Source organism: Streptomyces scabichelini, assembly GCF_011045015.1.
Lineage (GTDB): Bacteria > Actinomycetota > Actinomycetes > Streptomycetales > Streptomycetaceae > Streptomyces > Streptomyces scabichelini.
The window spans coordinates 17,877-34,492 of sequence record NZ_JAAKZY010000108.1 but is presented as its reverse complement, the minus strand read 5'-3'; the positions used below and the strand labels follow the sequence as shown (position 1 = coordinate 34,492).

At 69.1% G+C, this 16,616-nt stretch carries 16 protein-coding genes; 12 read left to right on the top strand and 4 right to left on the bottom strand.

Annotated features, from left to right (window positions below; all coding sequences use genetic code 11):
- The first annotated feature begins 177 nt into the window (after window positions 1-177).
- Complete coding sequence (locus G5C60_RS29260; protein WP_165263933.1) at window positions 178-1,071, top strand: alpha/beta fold hydrolase; 894 nt, start codon at window positions 178-180, stop codon at window positions 1,069-1,071.
- A gap of 9 nt (window positions 1,072-1,080) precedes the next feature.
- On the opposite strand, the gene G5C60_RS29255 is transcribed toward G5C60_RS29260, so the two are convergent.
- Window positions 1,081-1,533, bottom strand: a complete 453-nt coding sequence (locus G5C60_RS29255) for an SRPBCC family protein (protein ID WP_165263932.1) — start codon at window positions 1,531-1,533, stop codon at window positions 1,081-1,083.
- Window positions 1,530-2,084 (bottom strand): RNA polymerase sigma factor, encoded by a 555-nt coding sequence (locus G5C60_RS29250; RefSeq protein WP_165263931.1) that lies wholly within the window; start codon window positions 2,082-2,084, stop codon window positions 1,530-1,532. The genes G5C60_RS29255 and G5C60_RS29250 overlap by 4 nt, the downstream gene beginning before the upstream one ends.
- Window positions 2,085-2,281: 197 nt before the next feature.
- Between G5C60_RS29250 and pdxS the strand changes: the two genes are divergently transcribed.
- The 11 genes from pdxS to G5C60_RS29195 all read left to right on the top strand — a co-directional run bounded on the left by pdxS (window position 2,282) and on the right by G5C60_RS29195 (window position 14,242).
- The gene (gene pdxS, locus G5C60_RS29245; protein WP_165263930.1) at window positions 2,282-3,196 is read left to right on the top strand and encodes a pyridoxal 5'-phosphate synthase lyase subunit PdxS; all 915 of its coding nucleotides are present in this window, start codon (window positions 2,282-2,284) and stop codon (window positions 3,194-3,196) included.
- 14 nt (window positions 3,197-3,210) lie between these two features.
- Window positions 3,211-3,819, top strand: coding sequence for a pyridoxal 5'-phosphate synthase glutaminase subunit PdxT (gene pdxT, locus G5C60_RS29240; protein WP_165263929.1), 609 nt, complete (start codon window positions 3,211-3,213; stop codon window positions 3,817-3,819).
- Between the two features lie 48 nt (window positions 3,820-3,867).
- Window positions 3,868-4,620, top strand: coding sequence for a YebC/PmpR family DNA-binding transcriptional regulator (locus G5C60_RS29235; RefSeq protein ID WP_165263928.1), 753 nt, complete (start codon window positions 3,868-3,870; stop codon window positions 4,618-4,620).
- Window positions 4,621-4,824: 204 nt separating this feature from the next.
- A complete protein-coding gene (gene ruvC, locus G5C60_RS29230) occupies window positions 4,825-5,403 on the top strand; it encodes a crossover junction endodeoxyribonuclease RuvC (RefSeq protein WP_165263927.1) in 579 nt (192 codons plus the stop codon).
- Window positions 5,400-6,011: a Holliday junction branch migration protein RuvA gene (gene ruvA, locus G5C60_RS29225; RefSeq protein WP_165263926.1), complete on the top strand. Its 612-nt coding sequence runs from the start codon at window positions 5,400-5,402 to the stop codon at window positions 6,009-6,011. The genes ruvC and ruvA overlap by 4 nt, the downstream gene beginning before the upstream one ends.
- A gap of 167 nt (window positions 6,012-6,178) precedes the next feature.
- Complete coding sequence (ruvB, locus tag G5C60_RS29220) at window positions 6,179-7,249, top strand: Holliday junction branch migration DNA helicase RuvB (RefSeq protein ID WP_165263925.1); 1,071 nt, start codon at window positions 6,179-6,181, stop codon at window positions 7,247-7,249.
- Window positions 7,250-7,413: 164 nt separating this feature from the next.
- A complete protein-coding gene (yajC, locus tag G5C60_RS29215) occupies window positions 7,414-7,899 on the top strand; it encodes a preprotein translocase subunit YajC (protein WP_165263924.1) in 486 nt (161 codons plus the stop codon).
- A gap of 141 nt (window positions 7,900-8,040) precedes the next feature.
- The gene (gene secD / locus G5C60_RS29210) at window positions 8,041-9,795 is read left to right on the top strand and encodes a protein translocase subunit SecD (protein ID WP_165263923.1); all 1,755 of its coding nucleotides are present in this window, start codon (window positions 8,041-8,043) and stop codon (window positions 9,793-9,795) included.
- 1 nt (window position 9,796) lies between these two features.
- On the top strand, window positions 9,797-10,939 hold the full coding sequence (secF, locus tag G5C60_RS29205) for a protein translocase subunit SecF (RefSeq protein ID WP_165263922.1): 1,143 nt from the start codon (window positions 9,797-9,799) through the stop codon (window positions 10,937-10,939).
- Window positions 10,936-11,475, top strand: a complete 540-nt coding sequence (locus G5C60_RS29200) for an adenine phosphoribosyltransferase (protein WP_165263921.1) — start codon at window positions 10,936-10,938, stop codon at window positions 11,473-11,475. Before secF ends, G5C60_RS29200 begins: the two co-directional genes overlap by 4 nt.
- Before the next feature lie 172 nt (window positions 11,476-11,647).
- Entirely contained in the window at window positions 11,648-14,242 is a 2,595-nt protein-coding gene (locus G5C60_RS29195) for a RelA/SpoT family protein (protein ID WP_165263920.1), read from the top strand.
- A gap of 92 nt (window positions 14,243-14,334) precedes the next feature.
- Here G5C60_RS29195 and G5C60_RS29190 read toward each other — a convergent pair whose 3' ends face one another.
- On the bottom strand, window positions 14,335-15,564 hold the full coding sequence (locus G5C60_RS29190) for a DUF349 domain-containing protein (RefSeq protein WP_165263919.1): 1,230 nt from the start codon (window positions 15,562-15,564) through the stop codon (window positions 14,335-14,337).
- A gap of 133 nt (window positions 15,565-15,697) precedes the next feature.
- Window positions 15,698-16,543: a peptidylprolyl isomerase gene (locus G5C60_RS29185; protein WP_165263918.1), complete on the bottom strand. Its 846-nt coding sequence runs from the start codon at window positions 16,541-16,543 to the stop codon at window positions 15,698-15,700.
- Between the last annotated feature and the right edge of the window lie 73 nt (window positions 16,544-16,616).

Below are 16,616 nucleotides of genomic sequence, written 5' to 3'. Positions count from 1 at the left end.
GGGTATGGGTTTGGGCTGGGGCGGCCGGCCGCCACCGTTCGTGAGCGGCAGTGCGATCCGGCCGATGCCGATGCCGATGCCGGTGCCGAGTTCGAGGGAACCTTTCGGCCTCGGCCCGACTCCTGACGTGTCGGTGCGGACCAGTCGCGGTCCGCACCGACACGAGAGGGGCTCGTCATGGCACCGAGCACGACTGCGTCCGACAGACCACTTCCGCAGGACGAAGGCGTCGAGCACCGCTGGTTGGAGGTCAGGGGCACCCGGCTGCACGTTGCCGAATACGGCACCGGCGAACCGCTCCTGCTGTTGCACGGATTCCCGCAGCACTGGTTCGCCTGGCGCAAGGTCGCCGCCCTGGTCGCGGCCGATCACCGGCTGATCTGCCCGGATCTTCGCGGCTTCGGCTGGTCCGGACAGACGCGTCGCGGCTATGACATGGACAGCCTGGCCGAGGACACGCTCGCGCTGCTCGACGCACTCGGCCTGGAACGGGTGGGTCTGGTCGGACACGACTGGGGTGCCCACCTCGGTTTCCGTCTGTGCCTGCGGGCGCCGGAGAGGTTCCGCGGCTATCTGGCCCTCAACATGGCCCATCCGTGGTCGCGTCAGCGGGCGATACTGCCGAATCTCTGGCGGATGTGGTTCACCGCGTGCATCGAGTACCCGGTGATCGGCAGCGCCGTGCTTCGCCACTGGCCTGCCTTCACCCGCTTTCTGCTGCGTCACCAGGTCGCCGACCGGTCGGCCTGGCAGGAGGCGGAACTCGAGGAGTTCAGCGCGGCAACCAGCGCCAGTGCGCATGCCGGACAGGCCTTGTTCTGGCAGTACGTGCTACGGGACGTCCCTGCCCTGGTGCGCGGCACCTGGCGCGGTCATCGGCTGACCGTCCCCACGGTCCTCCTCGGCGGAGAACGCGACAACGTGATCGCGCCGTCGCTGCTGGACGGAGCCGAGCGGTACGCGGACGACCTGACCGTACGACTCGTGCCGGCCGCGGGCCATTACCTGCCTCAGGAACGGCCGGAGGTGGTTGCCGAGGCGCTGCAGAAGCTGTTCACCGGCCGGTCCTAGGCAATCCACCTAGCGCAGCGCGGCCCGCTGCGCGACCGTGTGGATGAAGGCCCGGCCGCGTCGTTTGCCGAGCAGACCGCCGTACATCCGCTGGACCGGTTGGAGGAGGGCGGGGCGCGTTGCGCCGAGCACCGCGAAGCGTGTCCCACCGCTCTCCGCCACGGCGGCCATGCCGCCCACGACCAGTCGCGACTGCATCAGGCACCAGCCGGGCGCCAGTCGCACCTCGAAGGTTTCGCGCACACCCAACACTCCTACCGCCAAAGCCGCCTTGCGGTCGCTGTCGCCCGGCGGGACGCGGAATTCCCGGAGGAAGGGGACGAGGTGCGGCAGTTCACCCTCCAGGTCCGCGACGACCCCCCACACACGGTCGTACGGCAGGTCGATCCGCTCCTCGGCATACAGCGCGGCCCGCAGCCCCGCGGCCATCACCCGCAGCCGTGCCACCGAGTCGGTGCTCATCGCGACCACGCCTTCCGGAACGAGGAACGTGCGCGATGCAGGCGGGACTTGACCGTGCCAGGGGCGACCTGCAGCAGTTCGGCCGCGCTGCGTTCATCAAGTCCCTCCAACTCGCGCAACACCAGTACCGCACGATGCTGGACCGGCAACCGAGCGAGCACATCCCGCACGTGTGCGGACAGCTCTCCGCCGTCGTCGGACAGCAGCCCTCCCAGCCGCGCGATGTCATCGGGGTCGGCCGGCTGCTCGACCGCGGTGCGCCGCGCCTGCCGCACTGCCTCTCGAACGGTGACGGTGCGCACCCAGCCGTAGAACGCCCGCGGATCACGCAGTCCCCGCAAGCCCTTGAAAACCGCCACCAACGACTCCTGAACCGCATCCGCCCAGTCGACCGGTGCGATCGGACGGCACAACCTCGTCACGTACGGAGTCACCAACACCAGCAGATCATCCATCGCCAGGGCATCCCCGGCCTGTGCGGCCCGCACCAGCGGTGCTGCGGCGTCCCACGGCTCACCGCCGTTCGCGCCGTCCCCCGTGGAATCGCACATCCGGGCAACAGTACCGGCCGCCAACCTGCGGCGACGTGCCCGAGTGACCGCTGCGGGAGATGGCAACCGCCTGTATCTCCCGGCACCCGCGCCCCCAAAACGTGCCACCGCCTCTCCATTGGCCCTTGCAGTGGCCTGGTCCCGTCGCGTTTCCTCGGTGTCTGCAGAAGCCCTCTTTCACCGAGTGAGGTCAACCCGTGTCCAGCACGCTCTCCAACTCCGCCCAGGCCCCCGAAACCGGCACCGCGCGCGTGAAGCGCGGCATGGCCGAGCAGCTCAAGGGCGGCGTGATCATGGACGTCGTCACCCCGGAGCAGGCGAAGATCGCCGAAGACGCGGGCGCCGTCGCAGTCATGGCCCTGGAGCGGGTGCCGGCCGACATCCGCAAGGACGGCGGCGTGGCCCGCATGTCCGACCCGGACATGATCGAGGGCATCATCGAAGCCGTGTCCATCCCCGTGATGGCGAAGTCGCGGATCGGCCACTTCGTGGAGGCCCAGGTCCTGCAGTCCCTCGGCGTCGACTACATCGACGAGTCCGAGGTCCTCACCCCGGCCGACGAGGTCAACCACTCCGACAAGTGGGCCTTCACCACGCCGTTCGTCTGCGGCGCCACCAACCTGGGCGAGGCCCTGCGCCGCACAGCCGAGGGCGCGGCCATGATCCGCTCCAAGGGCGAGGCCGGCACGGGCAACGTCGTCGAGGCCGTCCGCCACCTGCGCCAGATCAAGAACGAGATCGCCAGGCTGCGCGGCTACGACAACAACGAGCTGTACGCCGCCGCCAAGGACCTGCGCGCCCCGTACGAGCTGGTCAAGGAGGTCGCCGAGCTCGGCAAGCTCCCGGTGGTGCTGTTCTCCGCCGGTGGTGTGGCCACCCCCGCCGACGCCGCGCTCATGCGCCAGCTCGGCGCGGAGGGCGTCTTCGTCGGCTCCGGCATCTTCAAGTCGGGCGACCCGGCCAAGCGCGCCGCCGCCATCGTGAAGGCCACCACCTTCTACGACGACCCCAAGATCATCGCGGACGCCTCCCGCAACCTGGGTGAGGCCATGGTCGGCATCAACTGCGACACCCTCCCCGAGGCCGAGCGCTACGCCAACCGCGGCTGGTAAGGCACCACAGAGACATGACTGAAGCACCTGTCATAGGCGTCCTGGCCCTCCAGGGCGACGTACGGGAGCACCTCATCGCCCTGGCCGCGGCCGACGCCGCGGCCAGGCCGGTGCGGCGCCCCGAGGAACTCGCCGACATCGACGGACTGATCATCCCCGGCGGCGAGTCCACCACCATCTCCAAGCTGGCCGTCCTCTTCGGAGTGATGGAGCCCCTCCGCGCGCGCGTGCGGGCCGGAATGCCCGTCTACGGCACCTGCGCGGGCATGATCATGCTCGCCGACAAGATCCTCGACCCGCGCTCGGGCCAGGAGACCATCGGCGGCATCGACATGATCGTGCGCCGCAACGCCTTCGGACGGCAGAACGAATCCTTCGAAGCAGCCGTCGACGTGACGGGCGTCGAGGGCGATCCTGTAGAGGGCGTCTTCATCCGCGCCCCCTGGGTCGAGTCCGTGGGTGCCGAGACCGAGGTGCTCGCCGAGCACGACGGCCACATCGTCGCCGTACGCCAGGGCAGTGCGCTCGCCACGTCGTTCCACCCGGAACTGACCGGCGACCATCGCGTGCACGGTCTGTTTGTCGACATGGTGCGCGGCAACCGGACAGCGGAGTCCTTGTAGGATCTCTGGCGTTCGTTCAGAGATGGGTTACGCGAAGGAGACAGGCAGATGTCCGGCCACTCTAAATGGGCCACGACGAAGCACAAGAAGGCCGTGATCGACGCCAAGCGCGGCAAGCTCTTCGCGAAGCTGATCAAGAACATCGAGGTCGCGGCACGCATGGGCGGTGCCGACCCGGACGGCAACCCGACGCTGTACGACGCCATCCAGAAGGCGAAGAAGTCGTCGGTCCCGAACAAGAACATCGACTCCGCGGTCAAGCGCGGAGCCGGTCTCGAGGCCGGTGGCGCCGACTACGAGACCATCATGTACGAGGGTTACGGACCGAACGGTGTCGCGGTGCTCATCGAGTGCCTCACCGACAACCGCAACCGCGCCGCCTCCGACGTACGCGTCGCCATGACCCGCAACGGCGGCTCGATGGCCGACCCCGGTTCCGTCTCGTACCTGTTCAACCGCAAGGGCGTCGTCATCGTCCCCAAGGGCGAGCTGTCCGAGGACGACGTCCTGGGTGCCGTACTCGACGCGGGCGCCGAGGAGGTCAACGACCTGGGCGAGTCCTTCGAGGTGCTCAGCGAGGCCACCGACCTGGTCGCGGTCCGCACCGCCCTCCAGGACGCCGGCATCGACTACGACTCCGCCGAGGCCAACTTCGTCCCGACCATGCAGGTCGAGCTGGACGAGGAGGGCGCCAAGAAGATCTTCAAGCTGATCGACGCCCTGGAGGACAGCGACGACGTGCAGAACGTCTTCGCCAACTTCGACGTGAGCGACGAGGTCATGGAGAAGGCCAGCGCGTAACTCCGCCGCGAGAGCAGCAGTTTTCGGCGGGCCGGTGGGACATGTCCCACCGGCCCGCCGCCGTTGTCGGTGGCAGCGGTTAGCCTGGCGACAGTCAAAGATCACCGTCCACGGACCGCACCATCAATCGAGGAACCCCGATGGTGCTCAACCAGGTCCGCGAGAGTGGCGGCGGTTCAGCCGCAAAGAGGGGAGGGGGGCCGGATGCGGGTACTGGGCGTGGACCCGGGCTTGACGCGATGCGGCATCGGTGTCGTCGAAGGCGTCGCCGGGCGCCCCTTGACGATGCTCGGCGTCGGGGTCGTACGGACGCCCGCGGACGCCGATGTCGGCCACCGCCTCGTCGCCATCGAGCAGGGCATCGAGCAGTGGATCGACGAGCACAGGCCCGAATACGTCGCCGTGGAGCGGGTGTTCAGCCAGCACAACGTACGTACGGTCATGGGCACGGCCCAGGCCAGCGCCGTCGCCATGCTCTGCGCGTCCCGTCGCGGGCTGCCCGTCGCCCTGCACACCCCCAGCGAGGTCAAGGCGGCCGTGACCGGCAGCGGGCGGGCCGACAAGGCCCAGGTCGGCGCCATGGTCACGCGTCTGCTCCGGCTCGACGCACCTCCGAAGCCCGCCGACGCCGCCGACGCCCTCGCGCTCGCCATCTGCCACATCTGGCGTGCCCCGGCGACCAACCGCCTCCAGCAGGCGCACGCGCAGGCCCGCGAGGCTCAGGTCAGGGCCCAACAGGCCCGGCAGCAGGCTCAGTCACTCGCCCGAAAGGCCCCCCGATGATCGCCTTCGTCAGCGGCCCGGTCGCCGCCCTCGCCCCCGACTCCGCGGTGGTCGAAGTGGGCGGCATCGGCATCTCCGTCCAGTGCACGCCGGGCACGCTCTCCGGACTCCGCATGGGCAAGCAGGCGAAACTCGCCACGTCCCTCGTCGTACGGGAGGACTCGCTGACCCTGTACGGCTTCGTGGACGACGACGAGCGCCAGACCTTCGAACTGCTGCAGACCGCGAGCGGAGTCGGCCCGCGGCTGGCCCAGGCGATGCTCGCCGTGCACAGCCCGGACGACCTGCGCCGCGCGATCTCCACCGGTGACGAGAAGGCGCTCATGGCTGTCCCGGGCATCGGCAAGAAGGGCGCCCAGAAGCTCCTCCTGGAGCTCAAGGACCGCCTCGGCGAACCTCTCGGCACGGGCCGCCCGGCCGTCGGTACGCCCGTCTCCACCGGCTGGCGCGAGCAGTTGCACGCCGCGCTCATCGGACTCGGGTACGCGACAAGGGAGGCCGACGAGGCGGTCTCGGCCGTCGCGCCCCAGGCTGAGGCGTCCGAAGGGACTCCCCAGGTGGGCCAGTTGCTGAAGTCCGCCCTGCAGACCCTCAACAGAGCGCGCTAGCAAGCGAGTTCCGCGAAGAGGCACGCACGCCCGTACGAACTACCAGACCGCGAGGCACACGTAATGCTGCATCTTCCCGTGGGACACGGTGACCCACAGCGGCTCCGCCACGGGCCGGACCCCCGGCCGGACGACGTCCCCGGCACGCCCCTGCGAGGTGAACTTCGGTGAACTGGGACGACCCGACCGACGAGAGCGCCGCCGAGCGGCTCGTCGGCGCCTCCGCCGACCGTGAGGACCAGGCCGTCGAGGCCGCCCTGCGTCCCAAGGACCTGGACGAGTTCATCGGCCAGGAGAAGGTCCGCGAGCAGCTCGACCTCGTCCTGCGTGCCGCACGCGCGCGTGGCGCCACCGCCGACCACGTGCTGCTCTCCGGAGCCCCGGGCCTCGGCAAGACCACCCTCTCGATGATCATCGCCGCCGAGATGGAAGCCCCGATCCGTATCACCAGCGGACCCGCCATCCAGCATGCCGGCGACCTCGCCGCGATCCTCTCCTCCCTCCAGGAGGGCGAGGTCCTCTTCCTCGACGAGATCCACCGCATGTCGCGGCCCGCCGAGGAGATGCTCTACATGGCGATGGAGGACTTCCGTGTCGACGTCATCGTCGGCAAGGGCCCCGGCGCCACCGCCATCCCGCTCGAACTGCCGCCCTTCACGCTGGTCGGCGCCACCACGCGCGCGGGCCTGCTGCCGCCCCCGCTGCGCGACCGCTTCGGCTTCACCGCCCACATGGAGTTCTACGAACCTGCCGAGCTGGAGCGCGTCATCCACCGCTCCGCGCACCTGCTCGACGTGGAGATCGGCACCGAGGGAGCCGCCGAGATCGCCGGCCGCTCCCGGGGCACGCCCCGTATCGCCAACCGCCTGCTGCGCCGCGTCCGCGACTACGCCCAGGTCAAGGCCGACGGCGTCATCACCCGCGACATCGCCAAGGCGGCCCTCGCCGTGTACGAGGTGGACGACCGCGGCCTCGACCGCCTCGACCGCGCCGTCCTCGAAGCCCTGCTCAAGCTGTTCGGCGGCGGACCCGTCGGCCTGTCCACGCTCGCGGTCGCCGTGGGGGAGGAGCGCGAGACGGTCGAGGAGGTCGCCGAGCCCTTCCTCGTGCGTGAGGGGCTGCTGGCCCGCACCCCCCGCGGCCGCGTCGCCACACCGGCCGCATGGGCGCATTTCGGCCTCACCCGCCCCGGCCCGTCCGCTGGTGGAAACGGACAACAGGACCTGTTCGGGGCGTGACGGCGTGCGTACTCGCCGGGCGAGGAACCACGGTGCCATGCTGGGCGTTGTTCCTTGCGTGCGGACTCGCTTAGACTCCGCCGATGCCGCCTTTGTCGGTGGCGCACAGACCCCCATCCATCAGGCCGCTCCCCATCGCGGTCGAATGAAGGAAGTTCCGACCCGTGAGTCTCGTGACCCTCCTCCCGTTCATCGTGCTCATCGGGGCCATGTTCCTGATGACCCGGTCGGCCAAGAAGAAGCAGCAAGCGGCTGCGCAGATGCGCAACGACATGCAGCCCGGCTCCGGCGTCCGCACGATCGGCGGCATGTACGCGACGGTGAAGGAGGTCAACGAGGACACGGTCCTCCTTGACGCAGGCCCGGGCATCGACCTGCTCTTCGCCAAGAACGCCATCGGTGCCGTCCTCAGCGACGACGAGTACAACCGCATCGTCCACGGCGTCGAGCACGACCTCAAGACCGACGAAGCCGTCGTCCCGGACGACGCCTCCTCCCTCACCGAGACCGACGAGCCCGCCGACTCTTCCGACGACAAGCCCATCGACCTCGGCAAGAAGGACGCGGCCGACGAGACCGCCGACGATGAGCCGAAGAAGGCCGATGACGCAGAGCTGAAGAAGTCCGACGGCGAGTCCGACGCGAAGTAGTCATGACCGGGGACCGCGGAGTGCGCCGCTCGCGCACCGCGGTCCCCGGATCATGTGGCTTCGCGCGGGATCTCGACACCATTTCATTGCCGTCCGCGCAGGTGCCCCGTCGCCGGGCGGACAACGAGGGAGAACGAGAAGGTGGCAGCACCCAAGAAGGGCCGAAAGCAGAGCGCCCAGGGGAGGCCGGGGCGCACTTTGGCCCTGATGCTGATCGCGATCGTGGCGCTCACCGGCGGCATGTTCGCCTCCGGGCACACGACGCCGCGCCTCGGCATCGACCTCGCCGGCGGCACGAGCATCACGCTCGAGGCGCAGAACGAGCCCGGTCAGAAGAACGCGATCAACCCGACCAACATGAACACCGCGGTCGGCATCATGGAACGCCGGGTCAACGGTCTGGGTGTCTCCGAGGCGGAGGTCCAGACCCAGGGCGATCGCAACATCATCGTCAACATCCCCAAGGGCACGAACTCCCAGCAGGCCCGCGATCAGGTCGGCACCACCGCCAAGCTCTACTTCCGTCCGGTCCTGACAGGGGCGCCGGCGGGTACTGGTGAAGCCTCTCCGTCGCCGACCCCTTCCGGGAACTCCACGTCGCCCGCTCCCTCCGCCTCCGGGAATTCCAAGTCGCCGACTCCCTCCGCGACCGCCACGTCCCAGGGACGCGCGGTGACGGAGGGCCTCGCCGCGAAGGATGACACCAAGGCGGCCCCGTCCCCCTCCACGACGCCCAGCGGCAGCCCTTCCCCGTCGGCCGAACCCTCCGACGACGGTAGCGCCGCTGCCGCTGACCTGCAGAAGCAGCTGGACGCGCTGGACTGCTCCACGAAGAAGGGCCGCGCGGCAGCGAGCGAGAAGGCCAGCAGGGCGGGGAACTCCGAGTCCGTCGTCGCCTGCGACCCGAAGTCCCAGTACAAGTACGTGCTCGGGCCGGTCGCCGTGAAGGGTGAGCAGGTCGACGACGCCAGCGCCGTCTTCCAGACCCAGACCGGCGAGGGCTGGATCGTCCAGATGGACTTCGACAAGACCGGCAGCAAGCAGTTCGCCGACGTCACCGGCAAGCTCGTCGGCCAGACCCCGCCGCAGAACCAGTTCGCCATCGTGCTCGACGGTGAGATCGTCTCGGCTCCGTCGGTCAACTCGGCGATCACCGGCGGTCAGGCCCAGATCTCCGGTGGTTTCAACCAGCAGTCCGCCGAGGAACTGGCGAACATCCTGTCGTACGGTGCGCTGCCGATCTCCTTCAAGGAGGCCAGCGTCACCACGGTCACCGCCGCGCTCGGTGGCGACCAACTGGAGGCCGGTCTGATCGCCGGCGCCATCGGCCTCGCTCTGGTCATCATCTACCTGGTGGCCTACTACCGCGGCCTGTCACTCATCGCGATCGCCTCACTTCTGGTCTCCGCGGCTCTGACGTACGTGCTCATGTCGCTGCTCGGCCCGGCCATCGGCTTCGCGCTGAACCTGCCCGCGGTCTGTGGCGCGATCGTCGCGATCGGTATCACGGCGGACTCGTTCATCGTGTTCTTCGAACGTATCCGTGACGAGATCCGAGAGGGCCGTACGCTGCGCCCCGCCGTCGAACGGGGCTGGCCGCGTGCCCGGCGCACCATCCTGGTCTCCGACTTCGTGTCGTTCCTCGCCGCCGCCGTGCTCTTCATCGTCACGGTCGGCAAGGTCCAGGGCTTCGCGTTCACGTTGGGCCTGACCACCTTGCTCGACGTGGTCGTCGTCTTCTTCTTCACCAAGCCACTGATGACGATCCTCGCCCGCAAGAAGTTCTTCGCGAGCGGCCACAGCTGGTCCGGACTGGACCCGAAGCGCCTCGGTGCCAAGCCACCCCTGCGCCGCTCCCGCCGCGTGTCCGCTCCCGTCGACCCGAAGGAGGCGTGAGATGTCGAAGCTCGGCAACCTCGGCGCCCGTCTCTACCGCGGTGAGGTCGGCTACGACTTCGTCGGCAAGCGCAAGCTCTGGTATGGCATCTCGATCCTGATCACCATCACGGCCATCGTCGGCCTGGCGGTGCGCGGCCTGAACATGGGCATCGAGTTCGAGGGCGGTGCCGTCTTCAACACCCCGAAGACCAGCATTTCCGCGTCCCAGGCAGAGGAGTACGCCGAAGAGGCGGCCGGCCACGACGCGATCGTGCAGGAACTCGGCACGGGCGGGCTGCGCATCCAGATCGCCGGCGTGGACACGGACAAGTCCGACTCGATCAAGACACAGCTCGCCGAGGACCTGAAGGTCGACCCGGAGAACATCGCCGCCGAGCTGGTCGGACCCAGCTGGGGTGACCAGATCGCCGACAAGGCCTGGCAGGGACTGGGGATCTTCCTGGTCCTGGTGGTGATCTATCTGGCGATCGCCTTCGAGTGGCGCATGGCCCTGGCCGCGTTCGTCGCCCTCATCCACGACATCACCATCACGGTCGGCATCTACGCCCTCGTCGGCTTCGAAGTCACACCAGGCACCGTGATCGGTCTGCTGACCATCCTCGGTTATTCGCTCTACGACACGGTCGTCGTCTTCGACAGCCTCAAGGAACAGACGAAGGACCTCACCAAACAGACGCGCTGGACATACAGCGAGGTCGCCAACCGCTCGATCAACAGCACCCTGGTGCGCTCCATCAACACCACGGTGGTCGCGCTGCTCCCGGTCGCAGGACTGCTGTTCATCGGCGGCGGTGTGCTCGGCGCGGGCATGCTCAACGACATCTCGCTGTCGCTGTTCGTCGGTCTCGCGGCGGGCGCGTACTCCTCGATCTTCATCGCCACGCCGCTCGTCGCCGACCTCAAGGAGCTCGAGCCGCAGATGAAGGCCCTCAAGAAGCGCGTGCTCGCCAAGCGCGCCTCGGCCGCCGCGAAGGGCGAGTCCCTGGAAGCCCCGGCCGCCGTCGAGTCGCACGACGACGAGGACCCCGAGGACGCGGCCGCGGCCGCGGCGCCCGCGGGCGTCGGTCCGCCGCGCCCTCAGCGTTCCCAGCCGTCGTCCCGCAACCGGGGCCGCGGCCGACCCTCCGGGAAGCGCCGATGACAGACATCGAAGAGCTGCTCCTCAGCCGCATCCGTGACGTGGCCGACTACCCGGAGCCGGGCGTGATGTTCAAGGACATCACCCCCCTCCTGGCCGACCCGGCGGCGTTCACGGCGCTCACCGACGCGCTGGCCGAGATCAGCGTCCGCAGCGGCGCCACGAAGATCGTCGGCCTGGAGGCCCGCGGCTTCATCCTCGGCGCCCCCGTCGCGGTCCGGGCCGGACTCGGCTTCATCCCCGTCCGCAAGGCCGGCAAGCTCCCCGGGGCGACACTCAGCCAGGCGTACGAGCTGGAGTACGGCTCGGCCGAGATCGAGGTGCACGCCGAGGACCTGGCCGCGGGCGACCGCGTCATGGTGGTCGACGACGTCCTCGCCACCGGCGGCACCGCCGAAGCCTCGCTCCAGCTGATCCGCCGCGCCGGAGCCGAGGTGGCCGGCGTCGCCGTCCTGATGGAGCTCGGCTTCCTCGGCGGCCGCGGCCGGCTGGAACCGGCCCTCGCGGGCGCCCCGCTGGAGGCGCTCCTCAGGGTCTGAGACGCCCGTACGGCACCGCGGAGGCGGGCCCGGAGGAATCCGGTGCCCGCCTCTGACGTTTCTCCTGTACAAGGCCGTCTCATCGGCCGAAGGCGAGTCCGGAGCCCGGGATCGCTACCATGGGATCTCCGGAGCCTGACCGGGGGACCCGGATCGCGCACGAGGAGCCCTCTTGCCAGACGAGGCCCAGCCACTGATCGCCGCCAAGCCCGACCAGAATCCGGGCCCTGCGGCCACGCCCGCGAACGCGAACAACGCGAAGAACGACACGCGCGGGCCGGTCGAGCACGCCCAGTCCGCGCCAGGCGGCAAGGCGGCAGAGCAGTCGCGTCCGAACCCTTCCCCCGCTCTCGACTCCGCTCGAGCGGGTGGAGCCCCGTCTCCCGAGACCGAGCGGCCCAAGCCTGCGCCCGCGCCTCCGGCCACCCCCGTGGTCCGGCCCGCGGCCGGCCAGCCCGCACGCTCAGGCGGCTCCTCCAACCGCGTACGCGCCCGTCTCGCCCGCCTCGGCGTCCAGCGCTCCAACCCGTACAACCCGGTCCTGGAGCCCCTGCTGCGGATAGTGCGCAGCAACGACCCGAAGATCGAGACCTCCACGCTCCGCCAGGTCGAGAAGGCTTACCAGGTCGCCGAGCGCTGGCACCGCGGCCAGAAGCGCAAGAGCGGCGACCCGTACATCACGCACCCGCTCGCCGTCACCACCATCCTCGCCGAGCTGGGCATGGACCCGGCCACGCTCATGGCGGGCCTCCTGCACGACACGGTCGAGGACACCGAGTACGGCCTGGAGCAGCTCCGCCGTGACTTCGGCGACCAGGTCGCCCTCCTCGTCGACGGCGTCACGAAGCTGGACAAGGTCAAGTTCGGCGAGGCGGCCCAGGCCGAGACCGTGCGCAAGATGGTCGTCGCCATGGCCAAGGACCCCCGCGTCCTGGTCATCAAGCTCGCCGACCGCCTGCACAACATGCGCACCATGCGCTACCTCAAGCGCGAGAAGCAGGAGAAGAAGGCGCGCGAGACCCTGGAGATCTACGCGCCACTCGCCCATCGCCTGGGCATGAACACCATCAAGTGGGAGCTGGAGGACCTCGCCTTCGCGATCCTCTACCCCAAGATGTACGACGAGATCGTCCGCCTCGTCGCCGAGCGCGCCCCCAAGCGCGACGAGTACCTCGCCATAGTGACCGACGAGGTCCAGGCCGACCTGCGCGCCGCCCGCATCAAGGCCACCGTCACCGGCCGCCCGAAGCACTACTACAGCGTCTACCAGAAGATGATCGTCCGCGGCCGTGACTTCGCGGAGATCTACGACCTGGTGGGTATTCGTGTACTTGTCGACACCGTCCGCGACTGCTACGCGGCCCTCGGCACCGTGCACGCGCGATGGAATCCGGTCCCCGGCCGGTTCAAGGACTACATCGCGATGCCCAAGTTCAACATGTACCAGTCGCTGCACACGACGGTCATCGGGCCCAACGGCAAGCCGGTCGAACTCCAGATCCGTACGTTCGACATGCACCGCCGCGCCGAGTACGGCATCGCCGCGCACTGGAAGTACAAGCAGGAGGCCGTAGCCGGTGCCTCCAAGGTGCGCACGGACGCGCCGCGGGGCGTGGGCAAGGACAAGGACGCCGTCAACGACATGGCGTGGCTGCGCCAGTTGCTCGACTGGCAGAAGGAGACCGAGGACCCCAGCGAGTTCCTGGAGTCCCTGCGCTTCGACCTGTCCCGCAACGAGGTCTTCGTCTTCACGCCCAAGGGCGACGTGATAGCGCTCCCCGCGGGCGCGACCCCGGTGGACTTCGCGTACGCGGTTCACACGGAGGTCGGCCACCGGACCATCGGCGCGCGGGTCAACGGCCGCCTCGTACCGCTCGAATCGACTCTGGACAACGGCGACCTGGTGGAGGTCTTCACCTCCAAGGCGGCCGGCGCGGGCCCCTCCCGCGACTGGCTCGGCTTCGTCAAGTCGCCGCGGGCCCGCAACAAGATCCGCGCCTGGTTCTCCAAGGAGCGCCGCGACGAGGCGATCGAACAGGGCAAGGACGCCATCGTCCGCGCGATGCGCAAGCAGAACCTGCCGATCCAGCGCATCCTCACCGGCGACTCCCTGGTCACGCTCGCGCACGAAATGCGCTACCCCGACATCTCCGCGCTGTACGCGGCGATCGGCGAGAGCCATGTGTCCGCGCAGAACGTCGTGCAGAAGCTCGTCCAGGCGCTCGGCGGCGAGGAGGCCGCCACCGAGGAGATCGACGAGAGTGTGCCGCCCGCGCGCGGGCGCGGCCGCAAACGCCGCTCCAGCGCCGATCCGGGTGTCGTGGTCAAGGGCGTCGACGATGTGTGGGTCAAGCTGGCCCGCTGTTGTACGCCCGTCCCCGGCGACCCGATCATGGGCTTCGTCACGCGCGGCAGTGGTGTATCGGTTCACCGCACGGACTGCGTCAACGTCGACTCGCTGTCCCGTGAGCCCGAGCGCATCCTCGAGGTCGAATGGGCGCCCACCCAGTCCTCCGTCTTCCTGGTCGCCATCCAGGTCGAGGCCCTGGACCGCTCACGCCTCCTGTCGGACGTCACACGCGTCCTCTCGGACCAGCACGTCAACATCCTCTCCGCGGCCGTCCAGACCTCCCGTGACCGCGTCGCCACCTCCCGCTTCACCTTCGAGATGGGCGACCCCAAGCACCTCGGTCACGTCCTGAAGGCGGTCAGGGGAGTGGAGGGCGTGTACGACGTGTACCGGGTGACGTCGGCGCGCAGGCCCTGAGGCTCCTCGCCCCAGCTCATGATCGGCCACTACGTAGAAGGGGCTTCCGTACGTTGCGTACGGAAGCCCCTTCTATGTAGTGACGGGAAAACTCAGCCGCCGAACTCCTGCAGCCCCTTCAGTGCCTGGTCCAGCAGCGCCTGACGGCCCTCGAGCTCCTTCTGGAGCTTGTCGGCCTTGGCGTTGTTGCCCGCGGCGCGTGCCGCCTCGATCTGGCCGTGGAGCTTGTCCACGGCGGCCTGGAGCTGACCGGTCAGACCCTCGGCACGCGCGCGTGCCTCCGGGTTCGTCCGGCGCCACTCGGCCTCCTCGGACTCCTGGATGGCCCGCTCGACCGCGTGCATCCGGCCCTCGACCTTCGGGCGGGCGTCGCGCGGCACATGGCCGATGGCCTCCCAGCGCTCGTTGATGGAGCGGAAGGCCGCACGGGCCACCTTCAGATCCGTCACCGGGAGGATCTTCTCGGCCTCCTGGGCCAGCTCCTCCTTGAGCTTGAGGTTCTCGGCCTGCTCCGCGTCCCGTTCGGCGAAGACCGAGCTGCGCGCCGCGAAGAAGATGTCCTGGGCACCCCGGAAGCGGTTCCACAGGTCGTCCTCGTGCTCGCGTTGGGCGCGGCCCGCGGCCTTCCACTCCGACATCAGCTCGCGGTAACGCGCCGCCGTCGGACCCCAGTCCGTGGAGCCGGACAGTGCCTCGGCCTCCGCGACCAGTTTCTCCTTGGTCTTGCGGGCCTCCTCGCGCTGTGCGTCCAGCGAGGCGAAGTGCGCCTTGCGGCGCTTGGAGAACGCCGAGCGGGCGTGCGAGAAGCGGTGCCACAGCTCGTCGTCGGACTTGCGGTCGAGCCGGGGGAGACCCTTCCACGTGTCCACCAGGGCGCGCAGCCGCTCACCGGCCGCCCGCCACTGGTCCGACTGCGCCAGTTGCTCCGCCTCGGTGACCAGCGCCTCCTTGGCGTGCCGTGCCTCGTCGGACTGCCTGGCCCGCTGTGCCTTGCGCTCCTCACGGCGCGCCTCGACCGTCTCGACCAGCTTGTCGAGGCGGCCCCGCAGCGCGTCCAGGTCACCGACCGCATGGTGGGCATCGACCTGTTCCCGAATATGGTCGATGGCGGCCATGGCGTCCTTGGCGGACAGGTCGGTGGTCTTCACTCGTCGCTCGAGGAGGCCGATCTCCACAACCAGGCCCTCGTACTTGCGCTCGAAGTAGGCCAGCGCCTCGTCAGGAGAGCCGGCCTGCCAGGAACCGACGACCTGCTCGCCATCGGCCGTACGCACGTACACGGTGCCCGTCTCGTCGACGCGGCCCCACGGGTCGCTGCTCACAGCGCCTCCTCCACATGATGCCTGCGTGGGGCTGGTGCACCCCCGGCATCGTCCACAGTTTCGTCACGGCCAACATAGGCGACCGGCGGGGCGGCTGTCCGCATACCGCGCGACCGAAATTCGCAGTTGGCGGTCAGGACTTCGCCACGGTCGCCTTGTTGATCACGACCGTCGCGTTCGGCGCGGTATTGCCCGTCGTGGGGTCGACGGGCTGGGCGCCGGCATCCGAGATTTTCTTGAGCACCTTCATGCCCTCTTTGGAGATCGTTCCGAACGGTGTGTAGTCGGGCGGCAGCTGACTGTCCTGGTACACGAGGAAGAACTGGCTGCCACCGCTGTCGCGGCCCTGCTTCGTCTGCGCGTTGTACTGGTTGGCCATGGCCACCGTGCCCGCCGGATACACGCCCCCCTTCAGGCGCTTGTCCTTCAGGTTCTCGTCCGGGATGGTGTAGCCGGGCCCGCCCGTGCCGTCGCCCTTCGGGTCGCCGCACTGGAGCACGTAGATGCCCTCGGTGGTGAGCCGGTGGCACTTGGTGTGGTCCAGATAGCCCTTGCCCACCAGGAAGTTGAACGAGTTCACCGTCTGCGGAGCCGGCGAGGCCGGCATGTCGATGTCTATCGCGCCGCAGGTCGTCTGCAGCTTCATCGTGTAGTCCGCCGACTCGTCGATGGTCATAGCCGGCTCCTTCTTGTAGCTGAGCGGCTTCACCTTGCCCTCGGCGGGCTTCTCACACGGGTCCGGCGCCTTGCTGGGGGAGGCGCTCGGGGTGGCCTCCGCGGCCGCGTTGGACGCGTCGTCGTCGTTCTTGAAGACCCCGGCCGTGTACGACACCAGGCTGCCGACGAGGATCACGCCGAGCACCGACGCGATCACGGCGTTGCGCATACGTGTCTTGCGGCGCGCGGCCGTACGCCGCTGCTGTTGCCGCAAGAACTTCTCCCGGGCGAGCTGACGCCGCCGCTGTTCCTGGCTGACCACCGGGTTCTCTCCTCATGCGTCTCGTACGTCAGGTGGGACGCGTGCGTCTTGTGAGCCGACCGCCTGCGTGTGA

Bases quoted from the DNA above. Each gene is read 5' to 3' on its own strand.
- G5C60_RS29260 (WP_165263933.1), top strand. From the start codon at position 178: ATGGCACCGAGCACGACTGCGTCCGACAGACCACTTCCGCAGGACGAA.
- G5C60_RS29255 (WP_165263932.1), bottom strand. From the start codon at position 1,533: ATGAGCACCGACTCGGTGGCACGGCTGCGGGTGATGGCCGCGGGGCTG.
- G5C60_RS29250 (WP_165263931.1), bottom strand. From the start codon at position 2,084: ATGTGCGATTCCACGGGGGACGGCGCGAACGGCGGTGAGCCGTGGGAC.
- pdxT (WP_165263929.1), top strand. From the start codon at position 3,211: ATGACTGAAGCACCTGTCATAGGCGTCCTGGCCCTCCAGGGCGACGTA.
- G5C60_RS29235 (WP_165263928.1), top strand. From the start codon at position 3,868: ATGTCCGGCCACTCTAAATGGGCCACGACGAAGCACAAGAAGGCCGTG.
- ruvC (WP_165263927.1), top strand. From the start codon at position 4,825: ATGCGGGTACTGGGCGTGGACCCGGGCTTGACGCGATGCGGCATCGGT.
- ruvA (WP_165263926.1), top strand. From the start codon at position 5,400: ATGATCGCCTTCGTCAGCGGCCCGGTCGCCGCCCTCGCCCCCGACTCC.
- secF (WP_165263922.1), top strand. From the start codon at position 9,797: ATGTCGAAGCTCGGCAACCTCGGCGCCCGTCTCTACCGCGGTGAGGTC.
- G5C60_RS29200 (WP_165263921.1), top strand. From the start codon at position 10,936: ATGACAGACATCGAAGAGCTGCTCCTCAGCCGCATCCGTGACGTGGCC.